The 15,540-nt window shown below is 74.7% G+C and carries 14 protein-coding genes and 1 riboswitch; of the genes, 6 read left to right on the forward strand and 8 right to left on the reverse strand.

Features of this window, described 5'->3' with window-relative positions:
• Nucleotides 1–32 precede the first annotated feature (32 nt).
• A complete protein-coding gene (locus GFJ45_RS11650) occupies nt 33–719 on the reverse strand; it encodes an HAD family hydrolase (RefSeq protein ID WP_228386918.1) in 687 nt (228 codons plus the stop codon).
• A gap of 99 nt (nt 720–818) precedes the next feature.
• On the opposite strand from GFJ45_RS11650, the gene GFJ45_RS11655 reads away from it, so the two are divergent.
• Nucleotides 819–1,676 carry a PAC2 family protein gene (locus GFJ45_RS11655; protein ID WP_153397391.1) on the forward strand — a complete coding sequence of 286 codons (858 nt, stop codon included), beginning with the start codon at nt 819–821 and terminating at the stop codon, nt 1,674–1,676.
• 6 nt (nt 1,677–1,682) lie between these two features.
• Here GFJ45_RS11655 and mshC read toward each other — a convergent pair whose 3' ends face one another.
• From mshC to GFJ45_RS11685, 6 genes are read right to left on the reverse strand one after another with little or no spacing between them, the layout of a single operon-like run.
• On the reverse strand, nt 1,683–2,969 hold the full coding sequence (gene mshC, locus GFJ45_RS11660) for a cysteine--1-D-myo-inosityl 2-amino-2-deoxy-alpha-D-glucopyranoside ligase (protein WP_153397393.1): 1,287 nt from the start codon (nt 2,967–2,969) through the stop codon (nt 1,683–1,685).
• A 19-nt stretch (nt 2,970–2,988) separates the two neighbouring features.
• Nucleotides 2,989–3,804 carry an SCO1664 family protein gene (locus GFJ45_RS11665; protein WP_153397395.1) on the reverse strand — a complete coding sequence of 272 codons (816 nt, stop codon included), beginning with the start codon at nt 3,802–3,804 and terminating at the stop codon, nt 2,989–2,991.
• Nucleotides 3,801–4,352, reverse strand: a complete 552-nt coding sequence (locus tag GFJ45_RS11670) for a DUF3090 domain-containing protein (protein WP_153397397.1) — start codon at nt 4,350–4,352, stop codon at nt 3,801–3,803. The genes GFJ45_RS11665 and GFJ45_RS11670 overlap by 4 nt, the downstream gene beginning before the upstream one ends.
• Before the next feature lie 10 nt (nt 4,353–4,362).
• Complete coding sequence (locus GFJ45_RS11675) at nt 4,363–5,100, reverse strand: MSMEG_4193 family putative phosphomutase (protein WP_153397399.1); 738 nt, start codon at nt 5,098–5,100, stop codon at nt 4,363–4,365.
• On the reverse strand, nt 5,097–6,146 hold the full coding sequence (locus GFJ45_RS11680; protein ID WP_153397401.1) for an LLM class F420-dependent oxidoreductase: 1,050 nt from the start codon (nt 6,144–6,146) through the stop codon (nt 5,097–5,099). Before GFJ45_RS11680 ends, GFJ45_RS11675 begins: the two co-directional genes overlap by 4 nt.
• 3 nt (nt 6,147–6,149) lie before the next feature.
• Entirely contained in the window at nt 6,150–6,623 is a 474-nt protein-coding gene (locus GFJ45_RS11685) for a hypothetical protein (RefSeq protein WP_153397403.1), read from the reverse strand.
• A gap of 96 nt (nt 6,624–6,719) precedes the next feature.
• Here GFJ45_RS11685 and GFJ45_RS11690 point away from each other — a divergent pair, with 96 nt between their 5' ends.
• Nucleotides 6,720–6,905, forward strand: coding sequence for a DUF5703 family protein (locus tag GFJ45_RS11690; RefSeq protein WP_153397405.1), 186 nt, complete (start codon nt 6,720–6,722; stop codon nt 6,903–6,905).
• 18 nt (nt 6,906–6,923) lie between these two features.
• On the opposite strand, the gene GFJ45_RS11695 is transcribed toward GFJ45_RS11690, so the two are convergent.
• Complete coding sequence (locus GFJ45_RS11695) at nt 6,924–8,261, reverse strand: M20/M25/M40 family metallo-hydrolase (RefSeq protein ID WP_153397407.1); 1,338 nt, start codon at nt 8,259–8,261, stop codon at nt 6,924–6,926.
• Nucleotides 8,262–8,391: 130 nt separating this feature from the next.
• Nucleotides 8,392–8,510, forward strand: a riboswitch (SAM riboswitch).
• A gap of 92 nt (nt 8,511–8,602) precedes the next feature.
• On the opposite strand from GFJ45_RS11695, the gene metB reads away from it, so the two are divergent.
• The 4 genes from metB to GFJ45_RS11715 form a co-directional block, all read left to right on the forward strand.
• Nucleotides 8,603–9,802 (forward strand): cystathionine gamma-synthase, encoded by a 1,200-nt coding sequence (gene metB, locus GFJ45_RS11700; RefSeq protein ID WP_153397409.1) that lies wholly within the window; start codon nt 8,603–8,605, stop codon nt 9,800–9,802.
• On the forward strand, nt 9,799–10,785 hold the full coding sequence (locus GFJ45_RS11705; RefSeq protein ID WP_228386919.1) for a methylenetetrahydrofolate reductase: 987 nt from the start codon (nt 9,799–9,801) through the stop codon (nt 10,783–10,785). The genes metB and GFJ45_RS11705 overlap by 4 nt, the downstream gene beginning before the upstream one ends.
• Complete coding sequence (metH, locus tag GFJ45_RS11710) at nt 10,782–14,429, forward strand: methionine synthase (RefSeq protein ID WP_153397411.1); 3,648 nt, start codon at nt 10,782–10,784, stop codon at nt 14,427–14,429. The genes GFJ45_RS11705 and metH overlap by 4 nt, the downstream gene beginning before the upstream one ends.
• A 46-nt stretch (nt 14,430–14,475) precedes the next feature.
• Nucleotides 14,476–15,540: hypothetical protein (locus GFJ45_RS11715; protein ID WP_228386921.1), on the forward strand; the 1,065-nt coding region annotated here is incomplete at its 3' end.

The raw sequence follows: 15,540 nt of genomic DNA on the forward strand, positions 1-15,540 counted from the left end.
GGCCGCGGCGGTGCCCGGCAGCTGAGCCGCCGTCAGCCGCCGGCGGCCTCGACCCTGGCGTCCCGGGCCAGCGGGAGCAGGTCGTGCGCCCGCACGCCGGCGAGGCTGTCCAGCAGCCGCAGCCCGGGCCGGGGCGGGATCGCGACGACGTTCGGGATGCCCAGGGTGGGCACGCCGGCCGCGGTGGCCGCGGCCGCCCCGGTGGGCGAGTCCTCCAAAGCCACGCACCGGCGCGGGTCCACGCCCAGCCGCGAGGCCGCGACCAGGTAGGGCTCCGGGTCCGGCTTGCCGCGGGTGACCTGGTCCCCGGTGACGACGGTGCTGAAGATTCCCGGCGGCAGTCCCTCCACCACCACGTCCGCCAGCTCGGTCCAGGACATCGTCACCAGCGCGGAGGGCACCCCCAGGCTGGCCAGCTCGGTCAGCAGCTCGACCGAGCCGGGCCGCCACGGCCGCTCGGTGCGCACCCGCTCGATGACGCCGGCGACGAGGCGGTCGACCACCTGCTGCGGCGTCCCGGTCACCGGGGTGCGGTCCAGCAGCAGCCGTGCCGACCGCATCAGCTCGCTGCCCACCAGCTCCTCGGCGTCCGCCCGGGTCCATCGGCCGCCGGCGGCCTCGACCAGCGCCGTCTCCTCGGCCATCCAGAACGGCTCGGTGTCGATGATGGTGCCGTCCATGTCCCACAGGACGGCCGCGGGCAGCTCCGGAGTGCTCACCGCGCCATCCTAGAGCGGCTCCTCCCAGCGAAGCGGCGTGGCCCGGCCGACGTGCGTAAGGTGGGGCCGACAGCTCCCCCGCGACGGAGGTGGTACCCCGTGATCGAGCTCGAGGACGTGCCCGAGCTGGATGATCCGCTCGTGATCACGGCCTTCGAGGGATGGAACGACGCCGGCGAGTCCGCCTCCGCGGCGCTGGCTCACCTCATCGAGTCGTGGGACGCCGAGCTCGTCGCGGCCGTGGACCCCGAGGACTTCTACGACTTCCAGGTCAACCGCCCTCGGGTGGTCGGCTCCGGCGACAGCCGCCAGCTGCAGTGGCCCACGACCCGGGTGTTCCTGGCCCGGGAGACCCCGCTGCAGCGCCCGGTGTTCCTGGTGCAGGGCATCGAGCCGTCGGTGCGCTGGCGGGCGTTCGCCTCCGACCTGCTCGGTTTCGCCGGGGAGCGCGGTGTCGGCCTGCTGGTGACGCTCGGCGGGCTGCTGGCCGACGTGCCGCACAGCCGCCCGATCCCGGTGTCGGCCACCTCGGACGACGAGGCGCTGCGGACCCGCACCGGGGTGGAGCGCAGCAGCTACGAGGGGCCGACCGGCATCGTGGGGGTGCTGGTGGACCGGGCCCGGCAGGTGGAGCTGCCGACCATGTCGCTGTGGGCGGCGGTGCCGCACTACGCCGGCGGGCCACCGTCCCCGAAGGCGGCGCTGGCGCTGCTGGGGGCACTGGAGGAGCAGCTGGGCTGCGTCATCGACGAGGGCGACCTGCCCGAGCAGGCCCGCGCCTGGGAGCGCGGGGTCGACGAGCTGGCCGCCTCCGACGACGAGGTCGCCGAGTACGTGCAGAGCCTGGAGCAGGCCCAGGACACCGCCGACCTGCCGGAGGCCAGCGGCGAGTCGATCGCGCGGGAGTTCGAGCGCTACCTGCGCCGGCGCCGCGACGGCGGTCCGGGCCGGCGCTGAGCCCGCTCAGCCGAGGCGGACCCCGAGCAGCCCGTCCACCGCGCGCGCCATCGGGTGCTCCTGCTCCGGCGCCAGCGCGTGCCCGGCGTCCTCACCGGAGGGCCCGCGGGTCACTGCCTCGGCCCACCGGTCCACCGCCTCCAGCGCGGCCGGGGAGTCCAGGTCGTCGGCGAGCGCGTGCCGGACGCGCTGCAGGCACGCCTCCACGCCCGTAACCTCGCCGGTGGCCACGGCCGCCCGCCACCGCTCGAGCCGGGCCTGGGCGGCCGCGAGCTGCTCCTCGTTCCAGTCCCACTCGCTCGCGTAGTGGTGGGCGAGCAGCACCAGCCGCACCGCCATCGGGTCCACGCCCTGCTCCCGCAGCCGGGAGACCAGGACCAGGTTGCCCTTGGACTTGCTCATCTTCTCGCCGTCCAGGCCGACCATGGCCTGGTGCACGTAGGTGCGGGCGAACCCGGCCCGGCCGGTGAGCGCGGTGGCCTGCACGGCACTGAACTCGTGGTGCGGGAAGACCAGGTCGGTGCCGCCGCCCTGGACGTCGAAGGACATCCCCAGGTATCGCAGCGCGATCGTGGAGCACTCGATGTGCCAGCCGGGCCGGCCGGGGCCGAGCGCGCCCCCGTCCCAGCTGGGCTCGCCGGGCCGCTGGGCGCGCCACAGCAGCGCGTCCAGCGGATGCCGCTTGCCGGGCCGGGCCGGGTCGCCGCCGCGGTCGGCGAACACGGCCAGCATCTGCTCGTGGGTCCAGCCCGACACCTGCCCGAACGAGGGCTGGGCGGTGGCGTCGAGGTAGACGTCGTACCCCCCGTCCCGGGACTCGCCCTCGGGCACCGGCAACCGGTACGCGGCGCCGCTGTCCAGCAGCTGCTCGACGGCCGAGACGTCGTCGGGGATGCCCTCGCTGGCGGCCACGAAGTGGTCCGGTGGCGCCACGTTGAGGGCGGCCATGTCGGCGCGGAACAGCTCCACCTCGCGCTCGGCCAGGTCCTGCCAGTGCACCTGGTCGCGCTCGGCGCGCTCCAGCAGCGGCTCGTCGACGTCGGTGACGTTCTGCACGTAGGTGACCTGCAGCCCCGCGTCCCGCCAGACCCGCCCCACCAGGTCGAACGTGACGTAGGTGGCCGCATGGCCCAGGTGGGTGGCGTCGTAGGGGGTGATCCCGCACACGTACATCCGGGCCTGGCCGCTGTCCGGGTGGACGCTGTGCACGCCGCCGGTGGCGGTGTCCCGCAGTCGCAGCGGTCCACCGCTGCCGGGGAGCACGGGCACGGGCGGCAGGCTCCAGGGCTTCACGCTGCGGAGCCTAACCGGCTCACCACAGCGGCCAGGGAAGCGGGTAGCGGTCCGGCGGCGGCTGCGGCAGCCGCCCCACCTCGAGCAGCTCCTCCACCCGGTCCCGCAGCGCCGTCACCTCCGGTCCCGACAGCAGCGAGCCGAGGGCCGCGGCGAGCCCGCCCGCCAGCGCCTCCCGCACCCGGGTCAGCCGGTCCCGCTCCGGCGCCGGCAGCGGCCGGCCGGCGAACCCCCACAGCACCGTCCGCAGCTTGGGCTCGGTGTGCAGCACCAGGCCGTGGTCGACGCCCCACAGCCGACCGTCCGGGTCGGCGAGCAGGTGCGCCCCCTTCCGGTCGGCGTTGTTGAGCACGGTGTCCAGCACCGCGACCGACAGCAGCTGCGGGTCGTCGGGGTGGGCCACCACGACGTCCCGGCCCCGCTCGTCCTCGCCGCGGACGACGGGCAGCCACCCCGCGGGCAGGTCCGCCGGTCGGCACGCGGTCAGCCAGCGGTCCTGCTGCTCCGCCGCGTGCGGGATCCAGCGCTGTACCATCCCCGCTCCCATCGGGCCCTCCCGCAGCACCGTGGGCGGCACCAGGCCCCATCCCCCGGCGTCACTGACCTGGGCGGCCGCCACCTCCCGGGCGGCGAGGGTGCCGGGCGGGAAGTCGCGCAGCGGGCGCTCCCCGCGCACCGGCTTGTACACGGCGTCGGTGCCGTCGCTGAGCCGCACCCGCAGCGTGACGTTGGAGGCCTCCCGCAGCAGCCCCACGACGGCCAGCTCACCGCGCAGCAGCCGCGCCGCCTCCTCCTGCCCAGTGCCGGGCCGCTGCCGTGGGTCGGCCTCGGTCACCGCCGGTACCCGTTGGCCCGCGGGCAGACGTGCCCGTCCGGGTCCAGCGGCTGCCCGCAGAACGGGCAGTTGGGGCGACCCCGTGCCACGACGGTCGCGCACCGTTCGGCGAAGGCCCGGGCCCGGGCCGGGTCGAGCACCACCCGCATCACCTGGCCAGGCAGCCCGAGCGGCGCAGCGTCCTCCTCGACGCCGAGTGCCTCCTGCTCCTCGGCCTCGGCGTCCTCGTGCGCCTCGATGACGACGACCCGTCGGCCCGCGTCCCAGGCCAGACTCAGGCTCTGCGCCCGGAAGTCCTCCTCGATCGGGGTGTCCAGCGGCGCGTTGTCGGCCACGGCCACCGCGGCCGTGGCCGTGGCCTCCTCGGCCGCGACCTCGTCCAGCAGCTCGCCGAGCCGCACGCCGAGCAGGCGGACCTGCTCCTTCTCCAGCGCGACGCTCATCACCCGACTGGCGCTGGAGGCCTGCAGGAAGAAGGTGCGCTGCCCGGGCGGCCCCACCGTGTCGGTGATGAACCGCTCGGGCGGGTCGAAGTCGATCACCGGCATGGTGGGCAGCCTACTGAGTCCGCTCGCCGGATCCGGAGCCTCCACCGACGACCGCGTCGTGACGGCCCTCGCTGAGCGCCCGTGCCGGCCCGGAGAGGTCGACCGGTTCCCGCGCGGTGTCGTTGAGCCGGAGCAGCGTGGGCCGCTGCGGCGTGAGCTGCAGCACGCTGACCGAGGCGGGGTCGCAGACCAGCCGCTGGAACCGGTCCAGCCCCATCCCGAGCGCGTCGGCCAGCAGCGCCTTGAGCACGTCACCGTGGCTGACGACCAGCCAGGCCGCGGCGGGCCCGTGCTCGGCGCTGAGCCGCTGGTCCCAGTCCCGCAGCGCGGCCACGGCCCGGTCCGACATCTGCGGCAGCGACTCGTGGGCGTGGTCAGGGTGCGGGGGGAAGGTCACGGCGCTGGGCCGGTCCTGCACGGTGCGCCACAGCGGCTCCTTGGCCAGGTCCTCGATCCGCCGCCCCGTCCAGGCCCCGTAGCGGCACTCCCCCAGCCGGTCGTCGACGTGCAACGGCGGCCCCCCGCCGGCGCCGGGGCGGGCGGCCAGGACCGCCTCGGCGGTGCGCCGGCAGCGCAGCAGCGGGCTGCTGACCACGGCGACCAGCGGGACCCCGGCGAGCCGTTCCGCCAGCGCCCGGGCCTGCTCCCGCCCGGTGTCGTCCAGGTCCACCCCGGGCGTCCACCCGGCGAGGGTCCCGTCGGCGTTGCTGCTGCTGCGGCCGTGCCGGGTCAGCACCAGCAGCGTCACGAGAGCACCCCGGCGCGGTCGGCGGCCGCCACGGCGGCCTCCAGCGCCGCGGTCCGGGCCTCGGGCGTCGGGCCGTGCGGCGCGAGCGCCAGCGTGGTCAGCCCGGCCTCGGCGTAGCGGCCGAGGCGCTCCTCGAGCCGCGCCGGCGGGCCCAGCAGCGAGGTCTCGTCCAGGAAGCCCAGCGGCACCGCGGCCGCCGCCTCCCGGTGCCGGCCGGCCAGGTAGTGCTCCTGCACCTGCTCGGCCGCCTCCTCGTGGCCGAGCCGGCGCGCCAGCGCGTTGTAGAAGTTCTGCTGCCGGGAGCCCATGCCGCCGAGGTACAGCGCGGCGTAGTCGCGGACCAGGTCCGCGCAGCCGGCGACGTCGTCCCCCACGGCGACCGGCACCGTCGCGGTCAGCTGCAGCGGGCGGTCGGGGTCGCTCGAGCGCGCCCGGCCCCGGCCCAGCGTCTCGCGGGTCTCGGCGGTGTGCTCGGGGGTGAGGAACACCCCCAGCCAGCCGTCGGCGATCTCACCGGCGAGCTCGGTGTTGCGCGGGCCGACCGCGGCCAGGTGGACGGGCAGCTGCCGGGCCGGCCCGGCAGTGGCCAGCCGAAGCGGCTTGCCCGGCCCGTCCGGCAGCGGCAGCGTGAAGTGCTCCCCCTGGTAGCTCAGCGGCCGGCGCGCCAGCGCGGTGCGCACGATCTCGACGTACTCGCGGGTGCGCGCCAGCGGCCGGGCGAACCGGACGCCGTGCCAGCCCTCGGAGACCTGCGGGCCGCTCACCCCCAGGCCGAGCTCGAAGCGGCCGCCGCTGAGCCCGTCCAGCGAGGCGGCGGTCATCGCGGTCATGGCCGGGGTGCGACCGGGGATCTGCAGGACGCCGGCGCCCAGCCGGATCCGGGCACACCGGGCGCCGATCCAGGCGAGCACGGTCGCGGCGTCGTACCCGTAGGCCTCCGGAACCCAGGCGATGTGCACGCCCAGCTCCTCGGCGCGCTGCACCAGCGCCAGCTGCTCCTCGTCGCGGCCCCTGCCCCAGAGCCCCGTGGTGACGCCCAGCCTCACCGGTCAGCGGCGCGGGGCGCCGGCCCCGTCCTCGACGTCGTACTCCTCCACGTCCAGGCCCACGTAGGAACCGCCCTCCTCGTCGTCGTCCTCGTCGAGGTCGTAGTCGTCGTCCCAGTCCCCGTCGTCCTCGTCGTCGTCCCCGTCCTCGTCGCCCCCGTCCTCGTCGTCCCCGTCCTCGTCGTTGTCCTCGTCCCAGTCCCCGTCCTCGTCGTCCTCGTCCTCGTCGAGCTCGGCCAGCTCGGCCTCGTCCACGAGGGCGTCGTCATCGTCGTCCTCGTCGGGCAGGTCCAGCGGGGTGACCTCGCCGTAGGCCGCCAGCAGCGCGTCGTCGTAGGCGACGAAGGTGTCGGCGACCTTCTCGTAGGCGGCCAGCACCGCCGGGTCGTCCTCGCCGCGGCGGACGGCGGAGAGCTCGAGGTGGGCCTCGAGCGCGGCGACGAACGCGGCCAGCGCGGCCCGGGGGTCGGCGGTCATGGGGCCGACGGTAGCGCGTCCGGCCGTCAGCGCGCCTCCCCAATCCGCTGGTGCGGCGGGTGGACACCCGGGCCCGGGCGGGGCCAGCATCAGCCCATGGTGGAGTACGAGTACCAGGTGCTGACCTTCGGCCGCGGCGAGTCCCGGTCGGCGGTCCGGCAGGCGCTGAGCGAGCAGGCCGAGTACGGCCACTGGGAGCTGTACCGGGTGCGCCTCTACTGGGGCGGGGTGCGCCGGGCCTGGTTGCGGCGCAAGATCATCCGGGTGCGCCGCACCGCCTGACGGCGGGCCGGCTGCGGCTCAGCAGTCCTCGATGAGCCGGGCGAGCACCCGGGTGCCGAACTCCAGGGCGTCCACCGGCACCCGCTCGTCGACGCCGTGGAACATGCCGACGAAGTCCAGCTCCTCGGGCAGCCGCAGCGGCGCGAACCCGTACCCGGTGATCCCCAGTCTGGACAGGTGCTTGTTGTCGGTGCCCCCGGAGAGGCAGTAGGGCAGCACCCGGGCGCCGGGGTCCTCCTTGAGCAGCGCCCGCTTCATCGAGTCCACCAGCTCGCCCTCCGAGGGTGCTTCGAGCGCGACGTCCTTGTGGACGATCTCGACCTCCACGTGCTCACCGGCCAGCTCGGCGACGGTCTGCAGCAGCTCCTCCTCGTGGCCGGGGAGGAAGCGGCAGTCCAGGCTGGCGGTCGCGGTCTGCGGGACGACGTTGTGCTTGTAGCCCGAGGACAGCATCGTGAAGGTCGAGGTGTCGCGCAGCGTGCCCTCCACGAACCGGCGCGCCCCGCCGAGCCGGCGCAGCAGCGGCTCCAGGTCCTGCTCGTCGACGGTGTCGCCGGTGATCCCGGCCAGGCCGTGGAAGAGCTCGGTGACCGAGGCGATGTAGGTACGGGGCCAGGGGTGGGCGTCGATGCGGGCGATGGCCTCGGCGAGCCGCACGACGGCGTTCTCGTCGCTGGGCACCGAGCCGTGTCCGGCCCGCCCGTGGGCGCGCAGCCGCAGCCACGCGATGCCCTTCTCGGCGGTCTGCAGCAGGTAGGCGCGGACCGGCGCTCCGGTCGCCTGGTCCGGCACCGAGATGGAGAACCCGCCGACCTCGCTGATCGCCTCGGTGCAGCCCTCGAACCACTCCGGGTGCTCGGCGACGACGTGCCCAGCGCCCTTGACGCCGCCGGCCTCCTCGTCGGCGAAGAAGGCCCACACGATGTCGCGCGGCGGCTGCTGGCCGGTGCGGGCCAGGTGCCGCACGTTCGCCAGCAGCATCGCGTCCATGTCCTTCATGTCGACCGCGCCGCGGCCCCAGACCATGCCGTCGCGCAGCTCGGCCGCGAACGGGTCCACCGACCAGTCCTCGGCCAGCGCGGGAACCACGTCCAGGTGGCCGTGCAGCACCAGGCCCGGGCGGCTGCGGTCGCGCCCCTCGGTGCGGACGACGACGCTCGCCCGGCCCGGCTCGGACTCGGTGAGCTGCGGCTCGAGACCGACCTCGGTGAGCAGGCCCATGACGTACTCCGCCGCGGCCCGCTCCCCCGGGCCGGACCCGTCGCCGTAGTTGCTGGTGTCGATGCGGATCAGGTCCTGGCAGATCCGCAGGACCTCCTGCTCCGGGCCCGGTGCCTGCGTGCTGTCGGTGCTCATGAGCCCACCGTAGCGGCGACCGGCCCCCGGCTGCCGTCCCCACCACGCGGCGAAGATCCTGCAGCACGGTGCGGCCGGCCACCGGGTGATGCTGGGCATCACTCGCCGGATGCGTTATGTTGGCGCAGCACATCCATCACGACCGGCTGAGGGACAGGCCCGAGGACGCCGGGGCAGCCGCCCGCGGGGCAACCCGCGGGAAAGGTGCCAACTCCTGCGGTGTCCTCCGGGACGGCCGGAAGATGGAGCGCGCGGACGACCCGTCGCCCGCGTGACGCACCCGTTCTCCGGTGGCCGCAGCCGTTGGCAGGCAGCCAGAGACCTGGGAAAGGCGTCACCCCATGACCGACATCTCCCGCCTCACCCGGGGCCTGCGCGCAGGTATCGACACCGACCCGGGCGAGGGCGCGATCGTCCCGCCGCTCTACCTGTCGAGCAACTTCAGCTTCGCGGGCTTCGGCGAGCCGCGCCGCTACGACTACACCCGCAGCGGCAACCCCACCCGGGACCTGCTGGGCGAGGCGCTGGCCACCCTGGAAGGGGGGCACGGGGCCACCGTGACGGCCACCGGCCTGGCGGCCATCACGCTGTGCACCACCGCGCTGCTGCGGCCGGGGGACACCATCCTGGTGCCGCACGACTGCTACGGCGGCAGCTGGCGGCTGTTCGACTTGCTGGCAGAGCGCGGCCAGCTCCGCTACCGCACGGTGGACTTCGCCGACCCGGCCGCGGTGCGCGCGGCGCTGTCCGGTCCCACCGGGCCCCGCGTGGTCTGGCTGGAGACGCCCTCCAACCCGTTGCTGCGGATCACCGACCTGGCGGCGGTGACCCGGCAGGCGCACGCCGCCGGGGCCCTCGTCGTCGTCGACAACACCTTCCTCTCCCCCGTCCTGCAGCGGCCGATCGAGCACGGCGCCGACCTGGTGGTGCACTCCACGACCAAGTTCGTCAACGGACACAGCGATGTCGTCGGTGGCGCCGTGGTCGCCGCGACGGCCGAGCTGCACGCGCTGCTGCAGCACTGGGCCAACGTCCTCGGCGTCGTGGGCAGCCCGTTCGACTCCTACCTGACGCTGCGGGGGCTGCGGACGCTGCACTGCCGGGTGCGCGCGCACCAGGAGAACGCCGCGGCCGTGCTGGAGTCGGTCCTGGGCCACCCGGCCGTCGAGGCCGTCCACTACCCCGGGCTGCCGGACCACCCCGGGCATGAGGTCGCGGCCACCCAGCAGGACGGCTTCGGTGCCATGCTCGCCCTGCAGCTGCGCGGCGGCGAGCCGGCGGTGCGGGCGTTCCTGAGCGGGCTGCGATGCTTCAGCCTCGCCGAGTCGCTCGGCGGCACGGAGAGCCTGGTGGCCCACCCCGCCACGATGACGCACGCGTCCATGACCCCCGAGGCACGCGCCGTCGCCGGGATCGGGGACGGCCTGCTGCGGCTGTCGGTCGGCATCGAGGCGGCCGAGGACCTGGCCGGTGACGTCCGCGCGGCCCTCGACCGCGCCAGCGCCCACGCCCAGGCGCCGCAGGGCTGCGAGGTCGCGTGAGCGGGGCAGCCGGCCTGGGCCAGCGGCTGGGCCGTCCGGACCGGCCGGTGCTGCTGTTCAGCATCACCCCGCCCCGGGCGTCCACCTCCGCGGCCGACCGGCAGCGGGTGGCCGACGTCACCGTGCAGCGGCTGCGCCCGCTGGACCTGGACGCGCTGATCCTCTACGACATCGACGACGAGAGCGACCGCAACGGCGCCGAGCGACCCTTCCCCTACCTGCCGACCGTTGACCCGGGCGGCTTCGCCGCCGCGCACCTGCAGGACTGGGAGCGGCCCGTCGTCGTCTACCGGTGCGTCGGCAAGTACGACCAGGCTTCACTCGGCCGCTGGCTCCGCGCGCAGCACCCGGACCGGGTGGGGACGGTCCTGGTGGGCGCCTCCTCCAGCACCAAACCGGTGCGGACCTCGCTGACCCAGGCCCACGCGCTGTGGCGCGCCACCGCACCGGCAGTCCCGTTGGGCGGCGTCGCCGTCCCGGAGCGGCACGCACGCCGGGGCGACGAGCACCGCCGGATGCTGGCCAAGCAGGCCGCCGGCTGCTCCTACTTCGTCTCCCAAATCGTCTACGACACGGGCGCCGCCACGGAGCTGGCCGCCGACTACCGGCAGGCCTGCTCGGAGGCCGGCGTGGCGCCCGCCCCGGTGGTGTTCACCCTCTCGGTGTGCGGCTCGACCAGGACACTGGCGTTCCTGAACTGGCTCGGCGTCGACCTGCCCGGATGGATGCGGGAGGAGCTGGAACGCGCCGAGGACCCCGTGGCGGTCTCCGCTGCGCAGTGCCTGGCCGTGGCCCACGAGCTGGCGGCCGCCTGCGAGCGGCTCGGGCTCCGGTACGGCTTCAACGTGGAGAGCGTGTCCATCCGGCGCGCCGAGATCGACGCCTCGGTGCGGCTGGCCCGCCAGCTCGGTGAGCGCCGCGCCGCGCTCGGCCAGCGCCGGAGCGCCCCGGTGCCCACGGCCGGCGAGGTGATGGCGCGATGAGTGCTCCTACGACGTCCCGCGAGGCCCGGCTCGCAGCGCTGGAGCGCAGCTGCCGGGAACGCATCCTGGTCCTCGACGGGGCCTGGGGGACGGTGCTGCAGGGGCGGGGGCTGACCGAGGCGGACTTCCGGTTCCGGGGCGCCGACCCGGACCGCGGCTACCAGGGCAACTTCGACCTGCTGCAGCTGACGCGACCGGACGTGGTCCGGGAGGTGCACCGCTCCTACCTGGCGGCCGGCGCCGACATCACCACCACCAACACCTTCACGTCCACGGCGATCGCGCAGGCGGACTACGGCACGCAGTGGCTGGTCCCGGAGCTCAACGAGGCCGCGGCCCGGCTGGGACGGGAGGTCGCGGCCGAGTTCGAGGCCCGCGACGGCCGGCCGCGCTGGGTGGCCGGCACGCTGGGCCCCACCAACCGGACCGCCTCGCTGTCCCCGGACGTCGAGCGCCCCGCCTTCCGCGCCGTCACCTACGAGCAGCTGCGGGCCGCCTACGCCGAGCAGGCGCGGGGCCTGGTCGCCGGTGGCGCCGACTTGCTGCTGGTGGAGACCGTCTTCGACACCCTCAACGCCAAGGCCGCCCTGCACGCGATCGAGGACGTGCTGGCGGAGGTCGGCTTCCGGCTGCCCGTGATGGTGTCCGGCACCATCACCGACGCCTCCGGGCGCACCCTGTCCGGGCAGACCCCGACGGCGTTCGTGGTCTCCACCGAGCACGGCCGGCCATTCTCGGTCGGCCTCAACTGCGCGCTGGGCCCCGAGGCGATCCGGCCACACCTGCGGGAGCTGGCGGCCGAGACCGACGCCTGGGTGTCGGTACACCCCAACGCGGGCCTGCCGAACGCGTTCGGCGAGTACGAGGAGACGCCGGAGCAGATGGCCGCGACCCTCGCGGACTTCGCCCGGGAGGGGCTGGTCAACGTCGTGGGCGGCTGCTGTGGCACGACGCCGGAGCACGTCGTCGCAATCGCCGAGGCGGTCCGCGGCCTGCCACCGCGGACCCCACCGCCCCGCAGCCCGCACCTGCGGACCAGCGGCCTGGAGCCGTTCACCCTGACCCCCGACGTCAACTTCGTCAACGTCGGCGAGCGCACCAACCTCACCGGCTCCCCCGCGTTCCGCAAGGCCGTCATGGCCGGTGACTGGCACACCGCCCTCCGGGTGGCGCGGCAGCAGGTCGAGGCGGGGGCGCAGATCATCGACGTCAACGTCGACGAGGGACTGCTCGACGGCGTCGAGGCGATGACGCACCTGCTCAACCTGATGGCCGCCGAGCCCGACATCTCCCGGCTGCCGGTCATGGTCGACTCCTCCAGCTGGGAGGTGATCGAGGCCGGGCTGCGCTGCCTGCAGGGGCGCGGCGTCGTCAACTCGCTGTCGCTCAAGGACGGCGAGGAGGCATTCCTCGAGCGCGCCCGGGCAGTGCGCCGCTACGGGGCCGCGGTGGTGGTCATGGCCTTCGACGAGGAGGGGCAGGCGGACACCCTGCAGCGCCGCGTCGACGTCTGCGCCCGCGCCTACCGGCTGCTGACCGAGCAGGCCGGCTTCGCCGCGGGCGAGATCATCGTCGACCCCAACGTGCTCACCGTCGCCACCGGCATGAGCGAGCACGACCGGTACGCCCTCGACTTCATCGAGGCCACCCGGTGGATCAAGCAGCACCTGCCGGGGTGCCTGGTCAGCGGCGGCATCTCCAACGTCTCGTTCAGCTTCCGCGGCAACACCCCGGTCCGGGAGGCGATGCACACGGTCTTCCTCTTCCACGCCATCCGGGCCGGGCTGGACATGGGGATCGTCAACGCCGGCACGCTCGGCGTCTACGAGGGCATCGAGCCGCGGCTGCGGGAGGCCGTCGAGGACGTCGTGCTGGCCCGCCGGCCGGACGCCACGGACCGGCTCATCGAGCTGGCCGAGCAGTACAAGGGCCGCACCGAGGACAGCCGGCAGGCCCACCGGGCGGAGTGGCGCGACGCGGCCGTCGCCGACCGGCTGCGGCACGCCATCGTGCACGGCGTCACCGACCACGTCGTCGACGACGCCGAGGAGGCCTACCAGGAGCTGGGCTCGGCGCTGCAGGTGATCGAGGGGCCGCTGATGGCGGGCATGGACGTCGTCGGCGACCTGTTCGGCAGCGGCCGCATGTTCCTGCCGCAGGTGGTGAAGTCGGCCCGGGTCATGAAGCGGGCGGTGGCCCACCTGACCCCCTACCTGGAGGCGGCCGCGGCGGAGACCGGTGGCCGGACCAAGGGCCGGGTGCTGCTGGCCACGGTCAAGGGCGACGTGCACGACATCGGCAAGAACATCGTCGGCGTCGTGCTGGCCTGCAACGGCTACGACGTGCGCGACCTGGGCGTCATGGTCCCCGCCGAGACGATCCTCGACACCGCCGCGGAGTGGGACGCCGACGTGATCGGCGTCTCCGGACTGATCACCCCCAGCCTCGACCAGATGGTGGCGCTGGCGACCGAGATGACCCGCCGCGGCGTCTGCACCCCGCTGCTCATCGGCGGGGCCACGACCAGCGCGGCCCACACCGCGGTCCGGATCGCCCCGGCCTACGAGGGCACGGCCGTCCACGTCACCGACGCCTCCCGTGCGGTCGGTGTCGTCGGCGACGCCATCAGCCGGGAGAGCCAGCTCCGCCAGCGCGTCACCGCCCAGTACCGCGAGCTGCGCGAACGGCACCAGGGCCGGCAGCAGGCGCTGGTGAGCCTGGCGGAGGCCCGGTCGTCCACGCGCGCGGTCAGCACGCCACCCCCCGCGCCGCGGTGGCTGGGGCGCAAGCGGATCGACCCGGCGCTGTCGGACCTGCTGCCGGTGATCGACTGGACCCCGTTCTTCACCGCCTGGGAGCTGCGCGGCTCCTACCCGCGGATCCTGCAGGACCCGAAGGCGGGCGAGCAGGCCCGCCAGCTGCTGGCCGACGGCCAGTGGTGGCTGGACCGGCTGGTGCGCGAGGAGCTGGTGCACCCGCGGGGCGTGGTCGGGCTGTGGCCGGCCCACCGGGACGGGGACGACATCGTCGTTGACCTGCCCGAGGGCGGCTGCCGGCTGCATACGCTGCGCCAGCAGCGGGAGCGCACCCAAGGCGGGTACGCAGCCCTCGCCGACTTCGTGGCCCCCGCGGAGGACCACGTGGGCGCGTTCGCGGTTAGCGTCCACGGCGCCGAGGAGCTGGCACACCGGCTGCGGGAGGAGCACGACGACTACGGGGCGATCATGGTGCAGGTGCTGGCCGACCGGCTGGCCGAGGCGTTCGCCGAGTGGCTGCACCGGGTAGTGCGGACCGAGCTGTGGGGATACGCCCCCGGGGAGGCGCTGTCCAACGAGGACCTGATCCGGGAACGCTACGCCGGCATCCGACCCGCGCCCGGCTACCCCGCCCAGCCCGATCACAGCGAGAAGCGCACGATCTTCCAGCTGCTCGGCGCCGAGGAGGCCGGGATGGCGCTGACCGAGTCGTACGCGATGACGCCCAACTCCTCGGTGTCAGGGCTGTACTTCGCGCACGAGGAGGCGCGCTACTTCGCGGTCGGTCGGATCGGCCACGACCAGGTAACCGACTACGCCGCACGGAAGGGGTGGACGGTCACCGAGGCCGAGCAGTGGCTGGGTCCGGCGCTGGGTTACCAGCGGTAGCGTCTCGGGGCGCCCGCAGGCGCTGCGGCGGCTACCGTGGTCGGCGATGAGTCAGCGGCGCGCTCAGAAGAACGCCCGGCGGCGACGCCGGCGGCGTTCTGACGCGCCGCCGCACCTGTACGTCGTGGGTCCCTCCGGCCCGGGCCCTGATGAGCTGGACGGTCCGGGGTCGATCCCGGCACGGGTGCGCGAGCTGTGCGCGGACCCCCACCCGATCACGCTCCTCTCGGGCGTCAGCGAGATCATCAGCGCCGCCGACCCCCGGTTGCACGACCACGTCGGCCGGCCGGACGCTGCTGAGCCGACGCTGGGAGAGCTCGTCGAGACCTTCCTCGCCGTCGACACCTGGGAGACGGACGTGCTGTGCCGTGTCGTCGCCCACCTGACCTCCGACGCCGGCCTCGCCCGCCGGATCCGACGAGGGCTGGCCGGTCGGGCGGCCCGCGGCCCCGCGTGGCTGCAGCGGCTCGACGACATCACGGTCACCGGGGGGTACCTGTCGACCGATCCGCTCCGGGACGCGGACAACATCCTGCTGGAGGTCTCGCTCCCAGGAGGGCAGCTGGCCTGCCTGGTGACCCTGGTGGACCACAACCTCGGCGGAGCCGTGCGGGACTGCTTCTCGATCCCGGCCGCTGCCTCCTACTACACCGATGCGGTGGAGAGCTCCCAGGAGGGCCATCACCTGAGCGTGCGTCCGTTGGCCACCGCCGACGCCCACGCCATGCTCACGCCGGCGGTGGCCCGCTCGCTCCGGCTCTGGCCACGGCCGGAGTCCGACAGCTGGCCCGGCAGCCTCGCCCTGCTGGAGCACCTGACCGGCCAGCTTCCCGCCGGCGGGCAGGGCTACCCGGGTCCGGCGTCGGAGGAGGAGCAGGAGGCGCTGGTCGAGGAGTTCCTGGACAGCGACTGGTGGCACTGGGAGCCGGACGGCCACGAGGCGGACGCCGCGGACCTGCTGGTGTGGCTGCACAGCGGCTTCCTCAACCTGGGCCCGGCGCGGGTGTCGCCGGGGACCGTGGACCTGGTGATGACGGACCTCTGGGAGCGCAAGTCCACCGACCTCAGTCTCCGCGCCCGGCGCGCGCTGCCCGACGTGCTGCGGGCGTTC

This window comes from Ornithinicoccus halotolerans (assembly GCF_009602535.1).
GTDB lineage: Bacteria > Actinomycetota > Actinomycetes > Actinomycetales > Dermatophilaceae > Ornithinicoccus > Ornithinicoccus halotolerans.

Bases quoted from the DNA above. Each gene is read 5' to 3' on its own strand.
- GFJ45_RS11690 (WP_153397405.1), top strand. From the start codon at position 6,720: ATGGTGGAGTACGAGTACCAGGTGCTGACCTTCGGCCGCGGCGAGTCC.
- metB (WP_153397409.1), top strand. From the start codon at position 8,603: ATGACCGACATCTCCCGCCTCACCCGGGGCCTGCGCGCAGGTATCGAC.
- GFJ45_RS11670 (WP_153397397.1), bottom strand. From the start codon at position 4,352: ATGCCGGTGATCGACTTCGACCCGCCCGAGCGGTTCATCACCGACACG.
- GFJ45_RS11695 (WP_153397407.1), bottom strand. From the start codon at position 8,261: ATGAGCACCGACAGCACGCAGGCACCGGGCCCGGAGCAGGAGGTCCTG.
- metH (WP_153397411.1), top strand. From the start codon at position 10,782: ATGAGTGCTCCTACGACGTCCCGCGAGGCCCGGCTCGCAGCGCTGGAG.
- GFJ45_RS11685 (WP_153397403.1), bottom strand. From the start codon at position 6,623: ATGACCGCCGACCCCCGGGCCGCGCTGGCCGCGTTCGTCGCCGCGCTC.